This is a genomic window from Pseudomonas sp. BRM28, assembly GCF_002939405.1.
In the GTDB taxonomy this organism is placed as follows: domain Bacteria; phylum Pseudomonadota; class Gammaproteobacteria; order Pseudomonadales; family Pseudomonadaceae; genus Aquipseudomonas; species Aquipseudomonas palmensis.
Genome location: NZ_PEFV01000001.1, coordinates 2130893 through 2151583 on the forward strand (window position 1 = coordinate 2130893; position 20691 = coordinate 2151583).

The 20691-nt window shown below is 64.3% G+C and carries 18 protein-coding genes and 1 tRNA gene; 12 read left to right on the forward strand and 7 right to left on the reverse strand.

Annotation, left to right across the window (positions count from 1 at the left end):
- Nucleotides 1–5 precede the first annotated feature (5 nt).
- Nucleotides 6–707 carry an SDR family oxidoreductase gene (locus CR917_RS10235; RefSeq protein ID WP_158255585.1) on the forward strand — a complete coding sequence of 234 codons (702 nt, stop codon included), beginning with the start codon at nt 6–8 and terminating at the stop codon, nt 705–707.
- Nucleotides 708–764: 57 nt separating this feature from the next.
- Here the strand turns inward: CR917_RS10235 and CR917_RS10240 are convergent, their stop codons facing one another.
- From CR917_RS10240 to hemA, 6 genes are all read right to left on the reverse strand, one after another.
- Complete coding sequence (locus CR917_RS10240) at nt 765–1283, reverse strand: acyloxyacyl hydrolase (RefSeq protein ID WP_043864335.1); 519 nt, start codon at nt 1281–1283, stop codon at nt 765–767.
- 114 nt (nt 1284–1397) lie between these two features.
- Entirely contained in the window at nt 1398–2189 is a 792-nt protein-coding gene (gene murI, locus CR917_RS10245; protein ID WP_104573154.1) for a glutamate racemase, read from the reverse strand.
- Nucleotides 2182–2937, reverse strand: coding sequence for a molybdopterin-synthase adenylyltransferase MoeB (locus tag CR917_RS10250; RefSeq protein WP_054916242.1), 756 nt, complete (start codon nt 2935–2937; stop codon nt 2182–2184). The genes murI and CR917_RS10250 overlap by 8 nt, the downstream gene beginning before the upstream one ends.
- The gene (gene prmC / locus CR917_RS10255) at nt 2931–3761 is read right to left on the reverse strand and encodes a peptide chain release factor N(5)-glutamine methyltransferase (protein ID WP_058540645.1); all 831 of its coding nucleotides are present in this window, start codon (nt 3759–3761) and stop codon (nt 2931–2933) included. The genes CR917_RS10250 and prmC overlap by 7 nt, the downstream gene beginning before the upstream one ends.
- On the reverse strand, nt 3762–4844 hold the full coding sequence (gene prfA / locus CR917_RS10260; RefSeq protein ID WP_054916244.1) for a peptide chain release factor 1: 1083 nt from the start codon (nt 4842–4844) through the stop codon (nt 3762–3764).
- Nucleotides 4841–6118 (reverse strand): glutamyl-tRNA reductase, encoded by a 1278-nt coding sequence (gene hemA / locus CR917_RS10265; protein WP_043864331.1) that lies wholly within the window; start codon nt 6116–6118, stop codon nt 4841–4843. Before hemA ends, prfA begins: the two co-directional genes overlap by 4 nt.
- Before the next feature lie 177 nt (nt 6119–6295).
- Between hemA and CR917_RS10270 the strand changes: the two genes are divergently transcribed.
- From CR917_RS10270 to CR917_RS10310, 9 genes are all read left to right on the forward strand, one after another.
- Nucleotides 6296–8026, forward strand: coding sequence for a tetratricopeptide repeat protein (locus CR917_RS10270; protein ID WP_054916245.1), 1731 nt, complete (start codon nt 6296–6298; stop codon nt 8024–8026).
- A 4-nt stretch (nt 8027–8030) separates the two neighbouring features.
- The gene (lolB, locus tag CR917_RS10275; RefSeq protein ID WP_043864329.1) at nt 8031–8648 is read left to right on the forward strand and encodes a lipoprotein insertase outer membrane protein LolB; all 618 of its coding nucleotides are present in this window, start codon (nt 8031–8033) and stop codon (nt 8646–8648) included.
- Nucleotides 8648–9496, forward strand: coding sequence for a 4-(cytidine 5'-diphospho)-2-C-methyl-D-erythritol kinase (gene ispE / locus CR917_RS10280; protein WP_043864328.1), 849 nt, complete (start codon nt 8648–8650; stop codon nt 9494–9496). The genes lolB and ispE overlap by 1 nt, the downstream gene beginning before the upstream one ends.
- A 34-nt stretch (nt 9497–9530) precedes the next feature.
- Nucleotides 9531–9605, forward strand: a tRNA-Gln gene (locus CR917_RS10285).
- A 47-nt stretch (nt 9606–9652) separates the two neighbouring features.
- Nucleotides 9653–10594: a ribose-phosphate pyrophosphokinase gene (locus tag CR917_RS10290; RefSeq protein WP_010225730.1), complete on the forward strand. Its 942-nt coding sequence runs from the start codon at nt 9653–9655 to the stop codon at nt 10592–10594.
- Nucleotides 10595–10732: 138 nt separating this feature from the next.
- Nucleotides 10733–11329, forward strand: a complete 597-nt coding sequence (locus tag CR917_RS10295; protein ID WP_043864327.1) for a 50S ribosomal protein L25/general stress protein Ctc — start codon at nt 10733–10735, stop codon at nt 11327–11329.
- A gap of 75 nt (nt 11330–11404) precedes the next feature.
- On the forward strand, nt 11405–11989 hold the full coding sequence (gene pth / locus CR917_RS10300) for an aminoacyl-tRNA hydrolase (protein WP_043864326.1): 585 nt from the start codon (nt 11405–11407) through the stop codon (nt 11987–11989).
- Nucleotides 11990–12010: 21 nt separating this feature from the next.
- Nucleotides 12011–13111 carry a redox-regulated ATPase YchF gene (gene ychF, locus CR917_RS10305; protein ID WP_054916246.1) on the forward strand — a complete coding sequence of 367 codons (1101 nt, stop codon included), beginning with the start codon at nt 12011–12013 and terminating at the stop codon, nt 13109–13111.
- 179 nt (nt 13112–13290) lie between these two features.
- Nucleotides 13291–15495 carry an OsmC domain/YcaO domain-containing protein gene (locus tag CR917_RS10310; RefSeq protein ID WP_058540633.1) on the forward strand — a complete coding sequence of 735 codons (2205 nt, stop codon included), beginning with the start codon at nt 13291–13293 and terminating at the stop codon, nt 15493–15495.
- 99 nt (nt 15496–15594) lie between these two features.
- Here CR917_RS10310 and metE read toward each other — a convergent pair whose 3' ends face one another.
- Nucleotides 15595–17883, reverse strand: coding sequence for a 5-methyltetrahydropteroyltriglutamate--homocysteine S-methyltransferase (gene metE / locus CR917_RS10315; RefSeq protein WP_078481513.1), 2289 nt, complete (start codon nt 17881–17883; stop codon nt 15595–15597).
- A gap of 208 nt (nt 17884–18091) precedes the next feature.
- On the opposite strand from metE, the gene CR917_RS10320 reads away from it, so the two are divergent.
- Both CR917_RS10320 and CR917_RS10325 read left to right on the forward strand, forming a co-directional pair.
- Complete coding sequence (locus CR917_RS10320; protein WP_078481512.1) at nt 18092–19468, forward strand: cystathionine beta-synthase; 1377 nt, start codon at nt 18092–18094, stop codon at nt 19466–19468.
- A complete protein-coding gene (locus CR917_RS10325; RefSeq protein ID WP_104572250.1) occupies nt 19465–20631 on the forward strand; it encodes a PLP-dependent aspartate aminotransferase family protein in 1167 nt (388 codons plus the stop codon). Before CR917_RS10320 ends, CR917_RS10325 begins: the two co-directional genes overlap by 4 nt.
- Nucleotides 20632–20691: the final 60 nt, after the last annotated feature.

Consider the following 20691-nt stretch of genomic DNA (forward strand, 5'->3'; position numbering starts at 1 on the left):
GGATCTTGAGCAGTGATCGACCTCGGCGCATCTGGATTACCGGTGCCAGCAACGGACTTGGGCATGCCTTGGCAGAGGCGCTGCTTGAACAGGGCTGCAAGGTGGCGCTCAGTGTTCGCAATCGCGACGATGCACACCCCCTTGAGACCGACTATCCCGGTAGGGTCCTTGTGCTTGCCGGCGACCTGCACCAGTTGCCGCAGGCCAGGCGCGCCTGCGCCACCCTGACCGAACAATGGCAGGCCATCGACGGCCTGATCGTCAACGCCGGCACCTGCGACTACCTGCCGTTGCCGATTACCCAGACACTGCTGCAGGACGTGGTGCGAAGCAACCTGGCCGCCGCCTCGCACTGCCTCGATGGCGCGCTCCCCCTTCTGGACAAGGGGCGCGCCCCGCAGGTGGTGGGGATTCTCAGTGCGTACTCTGCCCTGCAGCTGGGCGAGCCCGGCCAGCCGCGGCGCCCTGCCAACAGCATCGCGTCACTGTTCGAAGACGCCCGCCCCCTGCTGGTCGCACACGGCATCGACCTGACCATCGTGGCCCCTCAGACACCTGCACAGGGCATGAACACACCCACTGCCATCCCGGATGAGTGGGACGCCAGTTCGGCTGCCAGCGCCATCCTGCAACGCCTGGGCGAACGCCCGCAGCAGTTGACCCTGCAGGCGCTGGCGGTCAATGAGCTGTGGCCGCTGCCAAAATGAAAAAAGGCCCTGACGCAAGTCAGGGCCTTTTTCGTGGTGCAGGGTACCGGCCGACCGTCAGAGCGGCATGCGGTAGTGCAGCGAATAGCTTTCCACGCCATCGTTGGGGCTTTGCAGGCCCGCGTTCGAATAGTGGATGGCGCGCACGCCTACCTCGTGTCCGCCCGCGAAGCGCAAGCCGAACCCGATGCGGTCTTCGAACTGGAACGACGAGCCGAGCTTGTTGGTTTCAAGCTTGGTGCTGGAGAAGGCCGCTACACCGATACCCGCCTCGATGTAGGGTTTGACCGACTCACCGGCGAACTCGTAGACGAACACGGGCGCGAACGAGAGGCTGTGGTTGCTGGAAGTCTTGTCGCCGTCCCAGTAGGTGTAGGCACCGTCCCAGTAGCCGGTCACGCGGCCGACGCTGGTCTGCCACCAGCTGGCGTCCCAGTTGGACTGCAGCCCAAGGCGATAGACCATGGTCGAGTCACCGGTCTGCCCTACGGAAAACGAGGCGTCAGCGGCGTTTGCGGTGAAAGAGTGCCCCAGGGTAACGGCTGCAATCGCAGCCAAGCAAAGCAGTTTCTTCATGAGAAACGTCCCTTTTCCTAAATGCTGTTGTGGTTTTGTGTCTCATCAGACGATTGAATAGAAATCGGCAGTAGTACGATAGTTCAGGAAAAAAATGCATTTTTCACAGTTTTTTTACAAGTCGAAGCTTCGCACACTGTCAGATTTATTCCACAACATCGGCAGAATCTTTACCAAATGTGCCGGACTGCCGCTGGTCCAGAAATGCGCAGGCTGCGCCGGGCCGTGGGCCAGCAGGTCCCGTTCACCCAGCAAACGCTGGAGTTGCCGGGCCACCGCAGCGCCGGTATCGATGATGGCCACGGCCGGCGGCACCATGTGCGCCAGCAGCGGTTTCAGGAAGGGGTAATGGGTGCAGCCCAGGATCAGGGTGTCGCAGCCGGCGGCCAGCAGCGGCTCGACATAGCCCTGCAGCAACTGGCGCAGTGCGGGGCTGTCCAGGTCGCCCGCCTCGATCAGTTCCACCAGCCCCGGGCACGGCTGGGTAACTACACGAACGTCGCTGGCAAAGCGATCCAGCAACGCGGCGAACTTGGCGCTCTGCAGGGTGCCGGTGGTTGCCAGCACCCCTACCACGCCACTGCGGGTGGCCGCTGCCGCCGGCTTTACCGCCGGCTCCATGCCCACCAGCGGCCAGTGCGGGTAGCGCTCGCGCAGATCGGCCACCGCCGCCACGGTGGCGGTGTTGCAGGCCAGCACCATGGCCTTGGCGCCCTGTTGCTGAAAGAACTCGGCTACCAGGCGGCAGCGCTGGCGGATGAACTCGGGCGACTTCTCGCCATAGGGAATATGCCCGCAGTCCGCCACATACAGCAGCGACTCGTCGGGCAGCAGGCGGCTGATTTCCGCCAGCACCGACAGCCCGCCCACGCCGGAATCGAACACCCCGACAGGCGCTTCACGCATGGCCGGCGCCACACACGCTGCAGGCCGGGTCGCGCTTGACCCGCAGCTCGCGAAACCGCGTTCCCAGGGCATCGACAAGCAGCAGGCGACCCACCAGCGGCTCGCCAAACCCGGCCAGCAGCTTCAAGGCCTCCAGCGCCTGCAGGCTGCCCACCAGGCCTACCAGCGGGCCGAGCACACCGGCTTCGCTGCAGGTCAGCTCGGCTTCGCTGCCATGCCCGTACAGGCAGTGGTAGCAGGGGCTGAGCGGGTTGCGCGGATCGAACACCGACAGCTGGCCTTCCAGGCGAATGGCCGCACCGCTGACCAGCGGCTTGCCGGCCGCGACGCAGGCAGCGTTCACCGCCTCGCGGGTGGCAAAGTTGTCACAGCAGTCCAGTACCAGGTCGACCGCCCCCACCGCCTGGGCCAGGGAGTCGTCATCCAGGGCCTGGCGATGGGCAACCAGGGCGACCTGCGGGTTGATCGCCTGCAGCCGGGCCATGGCCGAATCGACCTTGCTCAGGCCCACGGCGGCCGTGTCGTGCATCACCTGGCGTTGCAGGTTGGTCAGGTCGACCGTGTCGAAGTCGGCCAGGTGCAGCTCGCCGACCCCGGCCGCCGCCAGGTACAGCGCCACCGGCGAACCCAGGCCGCCCAGGCCGACGATCAGTACCCGGCTGCCCTTGAGGCGCAACTGCCCGTCGATATCCACCTGGGCCAACAGGATCTGCCGGCTGTAGCGCAACAGCTCCTCGTCGTTCAGCATGCCAGGCGCCCGAGGCTGATGCGCTCATGGCCGCCAAGGTCGGTGCGGCTCTGGATCTGCTCGAACCCGTGTCGCGCCAGCAGTTCGCGCACCGCTGCAGCCTGGTCATAGCCATGTTCCAGCAGCAGCCAGCCGCCGGGCAGCAGGTGCTGCGGGGCCTGTGTGATGATCTGGCGCAGGTCGTCGAGCCCGTCGCTGCCGGCCACCAGCGCACTGCTGGGCTCGAAGCGCACGTCGCCGGCCGCCAGGTGCGGGTCCTGCTCGGCGATGTAGGGCGGATTGCTGACGATCAGCGCAAAGCGCTGCCCTTGCAGGGCGTCGAACCAGTGGCTGGCAAGCACCTTGGCGTTGTCCAGCTGCAAACGCTGGCGGTTGCGCTCGGCCAGGGCCACGGCTTCGGGCACCCGGTCGACGGCCGTCACCTGCCAGCCGCCGCGCTCGCTGGCCAGGGCCAGGGCGATGGCGCCGCTGCCGGTGCCCAGGTCGAGCACCTGCAATGGCGTTGCCGGCAGCAGCTCAAGGGCGACCTCCACCAGCAGCTCGGTGTCCGGCCGCGGGATCAGCGTGTGCGGGGCCACTTCCAGGTCAAGCTTCCAGAAGCCCTGCTGGCCGAGGATATAGGCCACCGGCTCGCCTTCGCTGCGCCGCTGCAGGTAGGTGGCGAAGGTTGCGGCCGCTTCGCTGCTGACGATGCGCTCGGGCCAGGTGTGCAGGTAGCTGCGCGATTTGCCGATGGCCGCAGCCAGCAGCAGCTCGATATCCAGGCGCGCGGTGGGCGAGTCGGGTAGCTGCGCCCCGCGCAGCAGGCTGGCAATGATGGTCATTTACTCACCCAGTGCGGCCAGTTGATCGGCCTGGTATTCGGACAGCAGCGGCTCGATGATCGCATCGACGCCGCCCGCCAGTACTTCATCCAGCGAATACAGGGTCAGGTTGATGCGGTGATCGGTCACCCGGCCCTGTGGATAGTTGTAGGTACGGATACGCTCGGAGCGGTCACCCGAGCCCACCAGCAGCTTGCGCTCGCTGGCGATCGCGTTCTGCGCGGCACTGGTCTGCATGTCGTTGAGCCTGGCCGACAGCCAGGACATCGCACGGGCGCGGTTCTTGTGCTGCGAGCGCTCTTCCTGGCATTCGACCACGATGCCGGTGGGCAAGTGGGTGATGCGGATGGCCGAGTCGGTCTTGTTCACGTGCTGGCCGCCCGCGCCGGAGGAGCGGTAGGTGTCCACCCGCAGGTCGGCCGGGTTGATCTCGATGGCCACCTGCTCGTCGGGCTCGGGCAGCACCGCCACGGTGCACGCGGAGGTGTGGATGCGGCCCTGGGACTCGGTTTCCGGCACCCGCTGCACGCGGTGTGCGCCAGACTCGAACTTGAGCTTGCCGTACACGCTGTCGCCCTCGACGCGGGCGATGATTTCCTTGTAGCCGCCGTGCTCGCCCTCGTTCTCGGAGAGGATTTCCAGGCGCCAGCCGCGACGCTCGGCATAACGCGAGTACATGCGAAACAGATCGCCGGAGAAGATCGCCGCCTCGTCGCCACCCGTGCCGGCACGGATCTCGAGGAACACGTTGCGCCCGTCGTTGGGGTCCTTGGGCAGCAGCATGCGTTGCAGTTGCCCTTCGATAGCGGCCAGTTGCTCCTTGGCCTCGCGTACTTCTTCGACCGCCATTTCGCGCAGGTCCGGGTCGCTGTCCTTGAGCAAGGCCTGGGCACCCTCCAGGTCAGCCTGCACCTTGCGCCACTGCGCGTAGGTCTGTGCCACGGGCTCGACCTCGGCATATTCGCGCGAGTAGGCACGGAAGCGCGTCTGGTCCGAAATCACTTCGGCGTCACCCAGCAGGGCGGTCAATTCCTCGAAACGGTCCTGGAGCGTGTCCAGTTTATTCAGCAGTGACGCTTTCATTGCGGGGTTTTATCCGTGGAGCCCTCGTTGAGGGCAAAGAGTTCCTGGGCCATGGCCAGCGCATCGAGGCGGCCTTCGGCAGACAGCTTTTTCAGTTGCACGCTCGGCGCGTGCAGCAACTTGTTGGTCAGGCCGCGGGCCAGCTGCGCCAGCACCTCTTCGGCGTTGCTGCCGTTGGCCAGCAGGCGCTGGGCCTTTTGCAGCTCTTCGTCGCGCAGGCGCTCGCTCTGCTGGCGGTAGGCCTTGAGCACATCCACCGCAGCCAGCTCGCGCAGGCGCAGCATGAAGTCCTCGGCGCCCACGGTGACCAGCTCTTCGGCGGCCTGGGCGGCGCCCTGGCGGCTCTTGAGGTTTTCGGCCACCACATCGTGCAGGTCGTCGACGGTGTACAGGTACACGTCGTCCAGCTCGCCCACCTGCGCCTCGATGTCGCGGGGCACGGCGATGTCGACCATGAAGATCGGCTTGTGCCGGCGCTGCTTGAGCGCACTCTCGACCGCGCCCTTGCCCAGGATCGGCAACTGGCTGGCAGTGGAACTGATCACGATATCGCTGTTGACCAGCTCCTGCGGGATGTCCGACAGCAGCACCGCATGGGCACCGAACTGCTCGGCCAGGGTGCTGGCGCGCTCCAGCGTGCGGTTGGCCACCACGATGCGGCGCACGCCCTGTTCGTGCAGGTGTCGCGCCACCAGCGTGATGGTTTCGCCGGCACCGATCAGCAGGGCCTGGCTGCGGCCCAGGTCGCTGAAGATCTGCTTGGCCAGGCTCACGGCGGCAAATGCTACCGACACCGGGTTTTCACCGATGGCGGTATCGGTACGCACCTGCTTGGCGGCGCTGAAGGTCGCCTGGAACAGGCGCCCCAGCAGCGGGCCGATGGTGCCGGCCTCGCGCGCCACGGCATAGGCCGATTTCATCTGGCCGAGGATCTGCGGCTCGCCCAGCACCAGCGAGTCGAGCCCGGAGGCCACCCGCATCATGTGCCGCACGGCGCCATCATCTTCATGGATATAGGCGCAGGCGCGCAGTTCATCCAGGCTCAGCTTGTGATAATCGGCCAGCCAGCGCAGTACGCTGTCCGCCGCCAGGTGATCCTGTTCGATGTACAGTTCGCTGCGATTGCAGGTCGAAAGGATCGCAGCTTCGCGGCTGGCGGTCAGTCGACACAGCTGCTGCAAGGCTTCGACCAGCTGCTCGGGCGTAAACGCCACGCGCTCGCGTACGTCTACCGAGGCAGTCTTATGGTTGATACCGAGGGCAAGAAAGGCCATTCAAGGTCGCTGATTGTGACGAGAAGCCGATAATTGTCCTACTTCGCCGGATAGAGAACAACCACCGCTCGTTATTGTCTCTTATAGTCTGTATCCAAAAGCCCCATCGACGATGGGTTTGCCATGATCCTTGTGTCATGATGATCCGACCGCAGGTAAGCCGCCCAAATCCTCCCTATGAATAGATCTTCCGCGTTATTCCTCGCCTTTGCCTTGCTCCAGGGTTGCCAGACGCTGACCCCGGGCGCCCGGGACGCCACGGCGCCTGCCGACGATGCGGCCACGGTCGCCGAGGCCAAGAAGCCCACGGTGTACGGCTCGTTCACCCAGGACACGGTGTACAGCCTGTTGACCGCCGAGCTCGCCGGGCAGCGCAACCGCTTCGATATCGCCCTGGACAACTACGTCACCCAGGCGATCAAGACCCAGGACGCGGGCATTTCCGAGCGGGCATTTCGCATTGCCGAGTACCTGGGCGCCGATCAGGCCGCCCTCGATACCGCACTGATATGGGCCAGGAACGACCCCGAGAACCTCGACGCACAACGCGCCGCCGCCATCCAGCTGGCGCGCAGCGGACGCTATGACGATTCGATGGTGTTCATGGAGAAGGTGCTGCAGGGTCAGGGCGACACGCATTTCGACTTTCTCGCGCTGTCGGCGGCCGAAACCGACCAGGACACCCGCGACGGCCTGCAGAAAAGTTTCGACCGCCTGCTGGTAAAGTACCCCGACAACAGCCAGCTGGTGTTCGGCAAGGCCCTGCTGCTGCAGCAGGACGGCAAGTCCGAGGCCGCCTTGGCGCTGCTCGAAGCCCACCCGCCGGCGGACGGTGAAATTGCCCCGATCCTGTTGCGCGCGCGCCTGCTGCAATCGCTCGACCGTGGCCCCGAAGCCCTGCCGCTGCTGCGCAAGGCCATCGCCCGCAACCCCGACGACAAGCGCCTGCGCCTGACCTACGCGCGCACCCTGGTGGAGCAGGACCGCATCGACGACGCCAAGGTCGAGTTCGCCAACCTGCTGCAGCAATACCCCGAAGACGACGAACTGCGCTATTCGCTGGCGCTGGTGAGCATCGAGGCCAAGGCGCTCGACGAAGCCACCAGTTACCTGCAGGAACTGATCGAGCGCGACAGCCACGTGGATGCGGCGCACCTGAACCTGGGGCGCATCTTCGAAGAGCGCAACGATTCCGAAGCGGCCCTGACCGAGTACGCCCTGGTCGGCCCTGGCAACGACTACCTGCCCGCGCAACTGCGCCAGGCCGACATCCTGATTGCCAACGGGCGCACCGACGAGGCCAGCCGGCGCCTTGCCGAAGCCCGCGAGGCGCAGCCGGACTACGCGATCCAGCTGTACCTGATCGAGGCCGAAACCCTTGGCAACAATGACAAGGACGCCCAGGCCATGCAGGTGTTGCAGGCAGCGATCCGGCAGTACCCGGACGACCTGAGCCTGCTGTACAGCCGTGCCATGCTCGCCGAGAAGCGCGACGACCTGGCCCAGATGGAAAGGGACCTGCGCAGCATCCTGCAGCGCGAACCGGAAAACGCCATGGCGCTCAATGCGCTGGGCTACACCCTGGCCGACCGTACCACCCGCTATGCCGAAGCCAAGGGCCTGATCGAGAAAGCCCTGCAGATCAACCCCGAAGACCCGGCCGTGCTCGACAGCCTGGGCTGGGTCAACTACCGCATGGGCAACCTGGACGAGGCCGAGCGCCTGCTGCGCCAGGCCCTGGAGCGCTTCCCCGACCACGAGGTCGCGGCGCACCTGGGCGAAGTGCTGTGGGCCAACGGCAAGCGTCGTGAAGCCCGCCAGGTTTGGGCCAAGGCCTTCGAAGGCCAGCCCGACAGCCCTATTCTGCGCAAGACCGTCTTGCGCCTGACCGGATCCGAGACTCTATAAGCTTATGTTACTGCGCCATTTCATCACCTTCAGCCTGATCGCCGTGCTTGCCGGCTGTTCCAGCTTCGGCTCCCGCGAGGCCGTGCAGGGCCAGGGCAACGCGCAACTGTGGCGTGAACACAAACAGCAGTTGAGTACCCTCGACGGCTGGCAGATCAACGGCAAGGTGGGCATCCGCGCACCGAAAGACTCCGGCAGTGGCACCCTCTTCTGGCTGCAACGCCAGGACTACTACGACATTCGCCTGTCCGGCCCGCTGGGTCGCGGCGCCGCACGGCTCACCGGCCGTCCGGGCCAGGTGGTGCTGGAAGTGGCCAACCAGGGCCGTTTCGAGGCACAAAGCCCGGAAAGCCTGCTGGCCGAGCAACTGGGCTGGGAACTGCCGGTGTCGCACCTGGTGTGGTGGGTACGCGGCCTGCCCGCCCCCGACAGCAAGAGCCAGCTGACCCTGGACGGCGACAGCCGCCTGGCCAGCCTCAAGCAGGACGGCTGGAGCGTCGAGTACCTGAGCTACACCGAACAGAACGGCTACTGGCTGCCCGAACGCCTCAAGCTGCACGGTCAGGACCTCGACGTGACCGTGGTGGTCAAGGAATGGCAACCGCGCCAGCTGGGGCATTGATGATGAGCCGATTGACCCTGCCGGCCCCGGCCAAGCTCAACCTGATGCTGCACATTCTCGGCCGCCGCGACGACGGCTACCACGAGCTGCAGACGCTGTTCCAGTTTCTGGACCATGCCGACGAACTGAGTTTCGACCTGCGCGACGACGGCCAGGTCATCCTGCACAGCGACCTCAAGGATGTGCCCCACGAGAGCAACCTGATCGTGCGCGCGGCGCGCAAGCTGCAGCAACTGACCGGCTGCCCCCTGGGCGTGGACATCTACCTGAAGAAGGTACTGCCCATGGGCGGAGGCATCGGCGGTGGCAGTTCGGATGCCGCCACCACCCTGCTCGGTCTCAACCACCTCTGGCAGCTTGGCTGCAGCGAAGACCAGCTGGCCGAGCTGGGCCTGACACTGGGCGCCGACGTGCCGGTTTTCGTGCGCGGGCACGCGGCGTTTGCCGAAGGCGTGGGCGAGAAGCTCACCCCCGTCGACCCCGAGGAACCCTGGTACGTCGTGCTGGTACCGCAAGTATTTGTAAGTACAGCAGAAATTTTTTCGCATCCGTTGTTGACACGTAATTCACCGCCCATTAAGATGCGCCCCGTTCCCAAGGGAAACAGTCGTAATGACTGCCAACCGGTAGTAGAGCAGAGTTACCCGGAAGTACGTAACTCACTGAATTTACTAGGTAAGTTCACGGATGCTAGGCTAACCGGAACTGGAAGTTGTGTGTTTGGGGCCTTCCCAAGCAAAGCTGAAGCTGATAAAGTTTTGGCCCTTCTTACAGAGACCCAAACAGGGTTTGTGGCTAAAGGAAGCAACATCTCAATGTTGCATCGCACGCTGCAAGGTCTGCTCTAGGAATCGAGTATCAGGTACTCGCAGCAACAGATACAGGGGCGTCGCCAAGCGGTAAGGCAGCAGGTTTTGATCCTGCCATGCGTTGGTTCGAATCCAGCCGCCCCTGCCATTTTCCTATACTCATCCAGGTATACCCTCAGCCTTCAGGTACTGCGCGTGTCCAAGATGATGGTCTTTACGGGGAACGCTAACCCCGATCTGGCTCGGCGTGTCGTACGTCAGCTGCATATCCCTCTCGGTGACGTCTCTGTCGGTAAGTTCTCCGACGGCGAAATCAGCACTGAGATCAATGAAAATGTTCGTGGTAAAGACGTTTTCATTATTCAGCCGACTTGCGCGCCAACCAACGATAACCTGATGGAACTGGTAGTGATGGCCGATGCCTTCCGCCGCTCCTCAGCGTCTCGAATCACTGCCGTGATTCCTTACTTCGGATATGCCCGCCAGGATCGCCGTCCGCGTTCGGCGCGTGTAGCTATCAGCGCCAAAGTGGTTGCCGACATGCTCACCGTCGTCGGGATCGACCGTGTTCTCACCGTCGACCTGCACGCTGACCAGATCCAGGGTTTCTTCGATATTCCGGTAGATAACATCTACGGCTCCCCCGTTCTGGTGGATGACATCGAAGACCAGCGTTTCGAGAACCTCATGATCGTGTCCCCGGACATCGGCGGCGTCGTGCGTGCACGTGCTGTTGCCAAGTCCCTGGGCGTCGATCTGGGTATCATCGACAAACGCCGCGAGAAGGCCAATCACTCCGAAGTGATGCACATCATCGGCGACGTCGAAGGACGTACGTGTATTCTCGTCGACGACATGGTCGACACCGCCGGCACCCTGTGCCACGCGGCCAAGGCCCTGAAAGAACACGGCGCGGCAAAGGTTTACGCCTACTGCACGCACCCTGTCCTGTCGGGTCGTGCGATCGAGAATATCGAAAACTCCGTGCTGGACGCACTGGTGGTGACCAACACCATCCCGCTGTCCGCTGCAGCACAAGCCTGTGACCGTATCCGTCAACTGGATATCGCACCGGTCGTGGCCGAAGCGGTTCGCCGCATCAGCAACGAAGAATCGATCAGCGCGATGTTCCGCTGAGGGCCTGGCCCTCGCGAGATCACGTTGACGTAAAGCGCCCCGCCCCAGCACTGGTTGTTGGGGCGGGGCTTTTTTGCCCTCCCCGGTTTGGCGCTGGTCGCAAACGCCGCCGGGGTCTGGCTATTTTGGAGAAACAACATGACTGATTTCACTCTGAACGCCCAAGCGCGTACCGACCTGGGGAAAGGTGCGAGCCGCCGCCTGCGTCGTCTCGCCGCCCAGATCCCTGCCGTTGTCTACGGTGGTGACAAAGAAGCGCAATCCCTGACCATCGTGGCCAAGGAAATCGCCAAGCTGTTCGAAAACGAAGCTGCCTTCAGCCACGTGATCGAACTGAACGTTGACGGCACCAAGCAGAACGTCATCGTCAAGGCCCTGCAGCGTCACCCAGCCAAGCAGTTCATCATGCACGCCGACTTCGTGCGCGTTGTTGCTGGCCAGAAACTGACCGCTATCGTTCCTGTGCACTTCGTCAACGAAGAAGCACCGGTCAAGAAAGGCGGCGAAATCTCCCACGTAGTGTCGGAGATCGAAGTTTCCTGCGAAGCCAAAGACCTGCCTGAGTTCATCGAAGTCGACCTGGCCAAGGCCGAAATCGGCACCATCATCCACCTGTCGGACCTCAAAGCTCCGAAAGGCGTAGAGTTCGTCGCTCTGGCCCACGGTGATGACAAGGCTGTTGCAAACGTTCACGCTCCGCGTGTTGCGCCTGAAGCAGAAGGCGCTGCCGAGTAATCCACTCGACACGCCGGCGTTGACCGGGTTGCAGCCCCGCGCTGCAACCCACAACTCCAAGGAAGAGCCCCTGACGTGACCGCCATCCAACTGATCGTCGGCCTGGGAAATCCCGGCCCCGAATACGAACAGACCCGGCATAACGCAGGGGCTCTTTTCGTGGAACGCATTGCCAGCGCCCAGCGCGTCAACCTGACCGCTGACCGCAAGTATTTCGGCCTGACGGCTAAATTCAGCCATCAGGGCCAGGACGTTCGTCTGCTGATCCCCACCACCTACATGAACCGCAGCGGCCAGGCCGTTGCTGCACTGGCGAACTTCTTCCGCATCCCGCCAGATGCCATCCTGGTGGCCCACGACGAACTCGACCTGCCCCCCGGCGTCGCCAAGCTCAAGAAAGGCGGCGGCCATGGCGGGCACAACGGCCTGCGCGACATCATCGCGCAGCTGGGCAACAACAAAGACTTTCACCGTCTGCGGCTTGGCATCGGCCACCCGGGTGACAGCACCAAGGTGTCCGGTTTTGTCCTTGGCAAGGCGCCCCGCGCCGAGCAGGAAAAACTCGATGCCAGTATCGATTTTGCCCTCGGCGTGCTGCCGGACATCCTCGCCGGCGATTGGACGCGTGCGATGAGAGAGCTGCACAGCCAAAAGGCCTGACTCCACGAAGAGGGATTCACCATGGGTTTCAATTGCGGCATCGTCGGCCTGCCCAACGTCGGCAAGTCCACCCTGTTCAACGCCTTGACCAAATCCGGCATCGCGGCAGAAAACTTCCCCTTCTGCACCATCGAGCCGAACAGCGGCATCGTGCCGATGCCCGACCCACGTCTGGATGCCCTAGCTGCGATCGTCAAGCCCAACCGCGTGCTGCCGACCACCATGGAGTTCGTCGACATCGCCGGCCTGGTGGCAGGTGCGTCCAAGGGTGAAGGCCTGGGCAACAAGTTCCTGGCCAACATCCGTGAAACCGATGCCATCGCCCACGTGGTCCGCTGCTTCGAAGACGAGAACGTGATTCACGTCTCCAACAGCGTCGACCCCAAGCGCGACATCGAGATCATCGACCTGGAACTGATCTTCGCCGACCTGGACAGCTGCGAGAAGCAACTGCAGAAGGTCGCGCGCAACGCCAAGGGCGGCGACAAGGATGCCCTGGCACAAAAGGCCATCCTCGAGAAGTTGATTGCGCACTTCACCGAAGGCAAGCCGGCGCGCAGCCTGATGAAGACCATGGCCGACGACGAGAAGGCGCTGGTACGCGGTTTCCACCTGCTGACCAGCAAGCCGGTGATGTACATCGCCAACGTTGCCGAAGACGGCTTCGAAGACAACCCGCACCTGGACGTGGTCAAGGCCATTGCCGAGGAAGAGGGCGCGATCGTGGTACCGGTCTGCAACAAGATCGAAGCCGAGATCGCCGAGCTGGAAGACGGTGAAGAGAAAGACATGTTCCTCGAAGCCCTGGGCCTCGAAGAGCCAGGCCTGAACCGCGTGATCCGTGCCGGTTACTCGCTGCTCAACCTGCAGACCTACTTCACGGCCGGCGTGCAGGAAGTGCGGGCCTGGACCGTTCGCGTGGGCGCCACCGCGCCTCAGGCGGCCGGCGTGATCCACACCGACTTCGAAAAGGGCTTCATCCGTGCCGAAGTGGTCGCCTACGACGACTTCATCCAGTACAACGGTGAAAGCGGCGCGAAGGAAGCCGGCAAATGGCGTCTGGAAGGCAAGGACTACATCGTCAAGGATGGCGACGTGATGCACTTCCGCTTCAACGTCTAAGCCCCGAGCCGGGTCGCCACGACGCCCGACGCACACCAAACCCCTTGAGCGTTTACGCCTCAGGGGGTTTTGTTTTTACCGGTGTCGGTCACGCCTTCGGGTGACATGCCAAGACTTCCGGGCAAAAAGCCGGATAATGGCGGCCAATTCGTTTCGCACTTTCAGCACGGTATTCCCGCATGGAAATCAAGGTCAATTTTCTCGACAACCTTCGACTTGAAGCCAAGTTCGATGACTTCACGGTGGTGGCCGACCAACCCATCCGCTACAAGGGCGATGGTTCGGCACCCGGCCCGTTCGACTATTTCCTGGCCTCCTCGGCCCTGTGCGCGGCCTACTTCGTCAAGCTGTACTGCGAAACGCGCAACATCCCCACCGACAACATTCGCCTGTCGCAGAACAACATCGTCGACCCGGAAAACCGCTACAACCAGATCTTCAAGATCCAGGTCGAGCTGCCGGCCGACATCTCGGCCAAGGACCGCCAGGGCATCCTGCGTTCCATCGACCGCTGCACCGTGAAGAAGGTGGTGCAGACCGGTCCCGAGTTCGTGATCGAGGAAGTCGACAACCTCGATGCCGACGCCCAGGCCCTGCTGATGCTGGACGCCCAGGCGCAGACGCGTACCGTGATCGCCGGCAAGGACCTGCCGCTGGAACAGACCATCGCCAACATGTCGGGCATCCTCGCCAGGCTGGGGATGAAGATAGAGATCGCCTCGTGGCGCAACATCGTGCCCAACGTCTGGTCGCTGCACATCCGCGATGCGCATTCGCCCATGTGCTTCACCAACGGCAAGGGCGCAACCAAGGAAGGCGCACTGGCCTCGGCACTGGGCGAGTTCATCGAACGCCTGAACTGCAACTTCTTCTACAACGACCAGTTCTGGGGCGAGGACATCGCCAACGCCGACTTCGTGCACTACCCCGACGAGCGCTGGTTCAAGCCGGGCCGCAAGGACGCGCTGCCGGCCGAGATCCTCGACGCCCACTGCCGCGACATCTACAACCCCGACGGCGAACTGCGTGGCTCGCACCTGTACGACACCAACTCGGGCAACACCGAGCGTGGCATCTGCGCCCTGCCCTTCGTGCGCCAGTCCGATGGCGAGGTGGTGTACTTCCCGTCCAACCTGATCGAAAACCTGTACCTGAGCAACGGCATGAGCGCCGGCAACACGCTGGCCGAGGCGCAGGTGCAATGCCTGTCGGAGATCTTCGAGCGCGCGGTCAAGCGCGAGATCCTCGAAGGCGAGCTGGCCCTGCCCGACGTGCCGCAGGACGTCATCGCCAAGTACCCCGGCATCCTCGCCGGCATCCAGGGCCTGGAGGCCCAGGGCTTCCCGGTGCTGGTCAAGGATGCGTCGCTGGGCGGTGAGTTCCCGGTGATGTGCGTGACCCTGATGAACCCGCGCACCGGCGGCGTGTTCGCCTCGTTCGGCGCGCACCCAAGCCTTGAAGTGGCGCTGGAGCGCAGCCTCACCGAGCTGCTGCAAGGGCGCAGCTTCGAGGGTCTGAATGACCTGCCGCAGCCGACCTTCGAAAGCCAGGCGGTGACCGAGCCGAACAACTTCGTCGAGCACTTCATCGACTCCAGCGGCGTGGTGTCGTGGCGCTTCTTCAGTGCCAGGGCCGACTTCGAGTTCGTCGAGTGGGACTTCTCCGGCCAGGGTGAAAACTCCAACGCCGAAGAAGCTGCCACCCTGTTCGGCATCCTCGAAGGCATGGACAAGGAAGTGTACATGGCGGTGTACGAGCACCTGGGTGCCACCGCCTGCCGCATCCTGGTACCAGGCTACTCGGAGATCTACCCGGTCGACGACCTGGTGTGGGACAACACCAACAAGGCGCTGCTGTTCCGTGCCGACATCCTCAACCTGCACCGCCTGGACGATGACGCCCTGCAAGCGCTGGTCGAGCGACTCGAAGACAGCGAACTGGACGACTACACCGACATCACCACACTGATCGGCATCGAGTTCGACGACAACACGGTGTGGGGTCAGTTGACCATCCTGGAGCTCAAGCTGCTGATTCACCTGGCGCTGGAGCGTTTCGAGGAGGCCAAGGAGCTGGTGGAGACCTTCCTGCAGTACAACGACAACACCGTCGAGCGCGGGTTGTTCTACCAGGCGTTGAACGTGGTGCTGGAAGTGGTGCTGGACGACGAGATGGCGCTTGAAGACTACGCCGTCAACTTCCGGCGCATGTTCGGGGACGAGCGCATGGATGCCGTACTGGGCTCGGTGGATGGCAGCGTGCGTTTCTACGGCCTGACCCCCACCAGCATGAAGCTCGAAGGTCTGGACCGTCACCTGCGCCTGATCGACAGCTACAAGAAGCTGCACGCGGCACGTGCCCGTGCGGTAGCGGGCACACGCTGATACAACGCCGATCCTGCAGGCCATGGCCTGCAGGATCGGCGTTGCCAGGCTTGTTCGTTCACCAACAGGTCGTGGTGGCGGCCAACAAGCCTCGAACGATCACCCCAGCTCGTTGCGCAACAAGCGGGCAGCACTCACCATGTTCGCCAGCGCCGCCTCGGTTTCCGGCCAGCCGCGGGTCTTCAGGCCGCAGTCCGGGTTGACCCACAGGCGCTCGACCGGAATGCGCCGGGCAGCCTTGCGCAGCAGCTCGGCCATTTCCGAAGCCTCCGGCACCCGGGGCGAGTGAATGTCGTAAACCCCCGGGCCGATCTCGTTCGGGTAGTGGAAGGCTTCGAATGCCTCCAGCAGTTCCATGTCCGAACGCGAGGTTTCGAGGGTGATCACGTCGGCATCCATGGCGGCAATCGATTCGATCACATCGTTGAACTCGCTGTAGCACATGTGGGTGTGGATCTGGGTTTCGTCACGCACGCCCGAGGCGCACAGGCGAAACACTTCGGTAGCCCAGTCAAGGTACTGCTGCCACTGCGCCCGGCGCAGCGGCAGGCCCTCGCGAAACGCCGCCTCGTCGATCTGCACGATCTTGATGCCGGCCGCCTCCAGGTCCACCACTTCATCGCGGATGGCCAGCGCCAGTTGCCGCGCCTGCACCTCGCGCGACACATCTTCACGCGGGAACGACCACATCAGCAGGGTCACCGGCCCTGTCAGCATGCCCTTCATCACCTTGTCGGTCAGGCCCTGTGCGTAGCGGATCCACTCCACCGTCATGGCATGCGGTCGACTCAGGTCGCCGAAGATCACCGCCGGTTTCACACAGCGCGAACCGTAGCTCTGCACCCAGCCGAAGCGGGTGAACACGTACCCATCGAGCTGCTCGGCAAAGTACTCGACCATGTCGTTGCGCTCGGCTTCACCGTGCACCAGCACGTCCAGGCCCAGGCGCTCCTGCACCTGCACGGCGTGGCGAATCTCGCTGTGCATCGCCTCCACGTATTGGCCCTCGCTCAGCTTGCCCTGCCTGAACGACTGGCGTGCCAGGCGAATCGAACCGGTCTGCGGGAACGAACCGATAGTGGTGGTCGGCAACAGCGGCAGGTTCAGGCGGGCACGCTGGCGGGCGATTCGCGTGGCAAAGGGCGAGTGGCGCTGGCTGTCCTTCTCGCTGATGGCGGCCACACGGGCCTGCACCGCCGGCTTGTGGATGCGCGTGGAGGCAGCGCGGCTGGCCTGCACTGCACGGCTGCGGGCCAGGGCCTGCACCACCGGGGCCGCCTCGGGCTGGTCGAGGGCATGGGCCAGGATCGCGACTTCCTCGCACTTCTGCACGGCAAAGGCCAGCCAGCTCTTGAGCTCGGCATCGAGGGCGTCTTCACGGCCCAGGTCTACCGGGCTGTGCAGCAGCGAGCACGACGGCGCCACCCACAGGCGCTCGCCCAGGCGTTCATGGGCGTGCTGCAGCACGGCCAGGGCCTTGTCCAGGTCGCAGCGCCACACGTTGCGGCCGTTGACCACACCCAGCGACAGCACCTTGTAGGCCGGCAGGCGGTCGAGAATGGTCGGGTACTGCTCGGGGGCGCGCACCAGGTCGATGTGCAATCCGTCGACCGGCAGGTTGGCCGCCAGCCCCAGGTTCTCCTCCAGGCCACCGAAGTAGGTGGCAACCAGCTTTTTCAGCGGGTCGCGCTGGATCAGGTTGTAGGCACGCTCGAAGGCGTTCTTCCACGCCTGCGGCAGGTCCAGCGCCAGGATCGGCTCGTCGATCTGCACCCACTCCACACCCTGTGCCGCCAGGCGCTGGAAAATCTCGCCGTACAGCGGCAGCAGGCGCTCGAGCAGCTCGAGCTTGTCGAAGTCGCCGCCCTTGGTCTTGCCCAGCCACAAATAGGTCAGCGGGCCGATCACCACCGGCTTGACGTCGTGGCCCAGGGCCCTGGCCTCGGCCACTTCCTCGAACAATTGTTCCCAGCCCAGGCTGAACTGCTGGTCGGCGCTGAATTCAGGCACCAGGTAGTGGTAGTTGGTGTCGAACCACTTGGTCATCTCCTGGGCATGCGCACCGCCACAGCAGCTGTCGCTGACGCCACGCGCCATGCCGAACAGTGTCTGCAGGGTGGCCTTGCCGTGCTGCGGGCGAAAGCGCTCGGGCACCACGCCGAACATCAGCGAATGGGTCAGTACCTGGTCGTACCAGGCAAAATCGCCCACCGGCAGCAACTGGATGCCGGCCTGGCGCTGCAGGGCCCAGTGGGCCTTGCGCAGTTCGCTGCCCACAGCACGCAGGCCCGCCTCGTCCAGCTCGCCTTTCCAGAACGCTTCCTGCGCCTTTTTCAGTTCGCGGTCGCGACCGATACGGGGGAATCCGAGTGAGTGGGCCAATGCCATGACAATGCTCTCCTTAGGGGGTGATGGCAGCCATTGTCGGCAGGCCCGCAGAATGAGACAAACTCATTTAATTTCACATCAAATCAAGTTCTGCTCATGTAAAGACATCGACAGCGCTGCGCCTGGAGGCGCAACCGGCTGGCCGGCCAGGGTTGCGAGGCCCCTGATCTGCGCCTAAGGTCAAACGACCCCGAAGCGAGATGACGTCATGCCCAACGCCTCGAACCCCGCCGTACTTGCCCTGATCGGCAACACCCCGATGGTGCAGGTGAGCCGCTTCGATACCGGCCCCTGCACACTGTTCCTCAAACTCGAATCACAGAACCCCGGCGGCTCGATCAAGGACCGCATCGGCCTGGCCATGATCGATGCCGCCGAGCGCGACGGGCGCCTGCGCCCCGGCGGCACCATCGTCGAGGCCACCGCCGGCAACACCGGCCTGGGCCTGGCGCTGGTCGGGCGGGCCAAGGGCTACCGGGTGGTGCTGGTGGTGCCCGACAAGATGTCCACCGAGAAGGTGCTGCACCTCAAGGCCATGGGCGCCGAGGTGCACATCACCCGCTCCGACGTCGGCAAGGGCCACCCCGACTATTACCAGGACGTGGCCGCACGGCTGGCGGCGGACATCCCCGATGCGTTCTTCGCCGACCAGTTCAACAACCCCGCCAACCCGCTGGCCCACGAGACCAGCACCGCCCCGGAAATCTGGGCGCAGACCCAGCACGATGTGGACGCCATCGTGGTCGGCGTGGGCTCGGCCGGCACCCTTACCGGGCTGACCCGTTTCTTCAAGCGCGTGCAGCCGGGCCTGGCCATGGTGCTGGCCGACCCGGTGGGCTCGGTGATGGCCGAGTACAGCCGCAGCGGCACCCTGATCACGCCTGGGGCGTGGGCGGTAGAAGGCATCGGCGAGGACTTCGTGCCCTCGATCGCCGACCTCTCCAGCGTGCGCCAGGCCTACTCGATCAGCGACGAAGAAAGCTTCGAGCATGCGCGTCAGCTGCTGCGCGCCGAAGGCATTCCGGGCGGCTCCTCCACCGGCACCCTGCTGGCCGCCGCGCTGCGCTACTGCCGCGAGCAGACCGAACCCAAGCGGGTGGTCAGCTTTGTGTGCGACACCGGCACGCGCTACCTGTCCAAGGTCTACAACGACCAGTGGATGACCGACCAGGGCCTGCTGCAGCGCACCCGCTACGGCGACCTGCGCGACCTCATCGCGCGGCGCTTCGAGGATGGCCGGGTGATCAGCGTGCGCCCCGACGACACCCTGCTCACTGCCTTCCAGCGCATGCGCCTGGCCGACGTGTCGCAATTGCCGGTGCTGGTCGACGGCCAGCGCCTGGTGGGCGTGATCGATGAATCCGACATCCTGCTGGGCATGCATGAAGACCCGTCGCACTTCTCCCTGAGCGTAGCCAGCGCCATGACCGACCAGCTGGAAACCCTGCCGCCGTCTGCCAGCCTGGCGGCGCTGCAGGCCGAACTGGACCGAGGCCTGGTGGCGATCATTGCCGACGCCACGGGCTTTCACGGCCTGATCACCCGTGTCGATATGCTTAACCACTTGCGCAGAGCACTCCCATGACCCAGCACGACAAGACCGCCTTCGCCACCCGCGTGATCCATGCAGGGCAATCGCCCGACCCATCCACCGGCGCGCTGATGCCGCCGATCTATGCCAACTCCACCTACATCCAGCAGAGCCCCGGCGTGCACAAGGGCCTGGACTACGGGCGCTCGCACAACCCCACGCGCTGGGCACTGGAGCGCTGCGTGGCCGATCTGGAGGGCGGCACCCAGGCGTTCGCCTTCGCCTCCGGGCTGGCGGCGATCTCGGCGGTGCTCGAACTGCTGGATGCCGGCTCCCACATCGTTTCGGGCAATGACCTGTACGGCGGCACCTTCCGCCTGTTCGAACGGGTGCGTCGGCGCAGCGCCGGGCACCGCTTCAGCTTCGTCGACCTGTCCGACCTTGCCGCGTTCGAGGCAGCGTTGCAGGACGACACGCGCATGGTGTGCATCGAAACCCCGAGCAACCCGCTGCTGCGCCTGAGCGACCTGGCGGCCATCGCACGCCTCTGCCGCGCACGCGGCATCCTCTGCGTGGCCGACAACACCTTTGCCAGCCCATGGATCCAGCGCCCGCTGGAACTGGGTTTCGACATCGTGGTGCACTCGAGCACCAAGTACCTCAACGGGCATTCGGACGTGATCGGCGGCATTGCCGTGGTGGGTGACAACGCCGAGCTGGCCGAGCGCCTGGGCTTCATACAGAACGCGGTGGGCGCCATCGCCGGCCCGTTCGATGCCTTCCTCACCTTGCGCGGGGTCAAGACCCTGGCCCTGCGCATGGAGCGCCACTGCAGCAATGCCCTGGCACTGGCGCAGTGGCTCGAACAGCAACCGCAGGTGGCGCGTGTGTACTATCCCGGCTTGCCTTCGCACCCGCAGCACGCCCTGGCGCGCCAGCAGATGCACGGTTTTGGCGGGATGATCTCGCTCGACCTGGCTACCGACCTGGCCGGTGCCCGACGCTTCCTGGAACAGGTACAGATCTTTGCCCTGGCCGAAAGCCTGGGCGGTGTGGAAAGCCTGATCGAGCACCCGGCGATCATGACCCATGCCACCATCCCCGAGCAGACGCGCGCGCAACTGGGCATTGGCGACGCCCTGGTGCGCCTGTCGGTAGGCGTGGAAGACTTCGATGACCTGCGCGCAGACCTGGCCCAGGCACTCGCACGTATCTGACCCCCATCAGCGCAAGCCAGCCCCTTGCTTGCGCTGATTGCTCAATGCCCGCCGGCTGAA

Excerpts from the sequence above, each read along its gene's own strand:
- CR917_RS10250 (WP_054916242.1), bottom strand. The coding sequence starts at position 2,937 with ATGCTGAACGACGAGGAGCTGTTGCGCTACAGCCGGCAGATCCTGTTG.
- ychF (WP_054916246.1), top strand. The coding sequence starts at position 12,011 with ATGGGTTTCAATTGCGGCATCGTCGGCCTGCCCAACGTCGGCAAGTCC.
- murI (WP_104573154.1), bottom strand. The coding sequence starts at position 2,189 with ATGCGTGAAGCGCCTGTCGGGGTGTTCGATTCCGGCGTGGGCGGGCTG.
- CR917_RS10310 (WP_058540633.1), top strand. The coding sequence starts at position 13,291 with ATGGAAATCAAGGTCAATTTTCTCGACAACCTTCGACTTGAAGCCAAG.
- hemA (WP_043864331.1), bottom strand. The coding sequence starts at position 6,118 with ATGGCCTTTCTTGCCCTCGGTATCAACCATAAGACTGCCTCGGTAGAC.
- CR917_RS10320 (WP_078481512.1), top strand. The coding sequence starts at position 18,092 with ATGCCCAACGCCTCGAACCCCGCCGTACTTGCCCTGATCGGCAACACC.
- ispE (WP_043864328.1), top strand. The coding sequence starts at position 8,648 with ATGATGAGCCGATTGACCCTGCCGGCCCCGGCCAAGCTCAACCTGATG.
- metE (WP_078481513.1), bottom strand. The coding sequence starts at position 17,883 with ATGGCATTGGCCCACTCACTCGGATTCCCCCGTATCGGTCGCGACCGC.
- CR917_RS10325 (WP_104572250.1), top strand. The coding sequence starts at position 19,465 with ATGACCCAGCACGACAAGACCGCCTTCGCCACCCGCGTGATCCATGCA.
- prfA (WP_054916244.1), bottom strand. The coding sequence starts at position 4,844 with ATGAAAGCGTCACTGCTGAATAAACTGGACACGCTCCAGGACCGTTTC.
- CR917_RS10295 (WP_043864327.1), top strand. The coding sequence starts at position 10,733 with ATGACTGATTTCACTCTGAACGCCCAAGCGCGTACCGACCTGGGGAAA.
- lolB (WP_043864329.1), top strand. The coding sequence starts at position 8,031 with ATGTTACTGCGCCATTTCATCACCTTCAGCCTGATCGCCGTGCTTGCC.
- prmC (WP_058540645.1), bottom strand. The coding sequence starts at position 3,761 with ATGACCATCATTGCCAGCCTGCTGCGCGGGGCGCAGCTACCCGACTCG.
- CR917_RS10240 (WP_043864335.1), bottom strand. The coding sequence starts at position 1,283 with ATGAAGAAACTGCTTTGCTTGGCTGCGATTGCAGCCGTTACCCTGGGG.
- CR917_RS10270 (WP_054916245.1), top strand. The coding sequence starts at position 6,296 with ATGAATAGATCTTCCGCGTTATTCCTCGCCTTTGCCTTGCTCCAGGGT.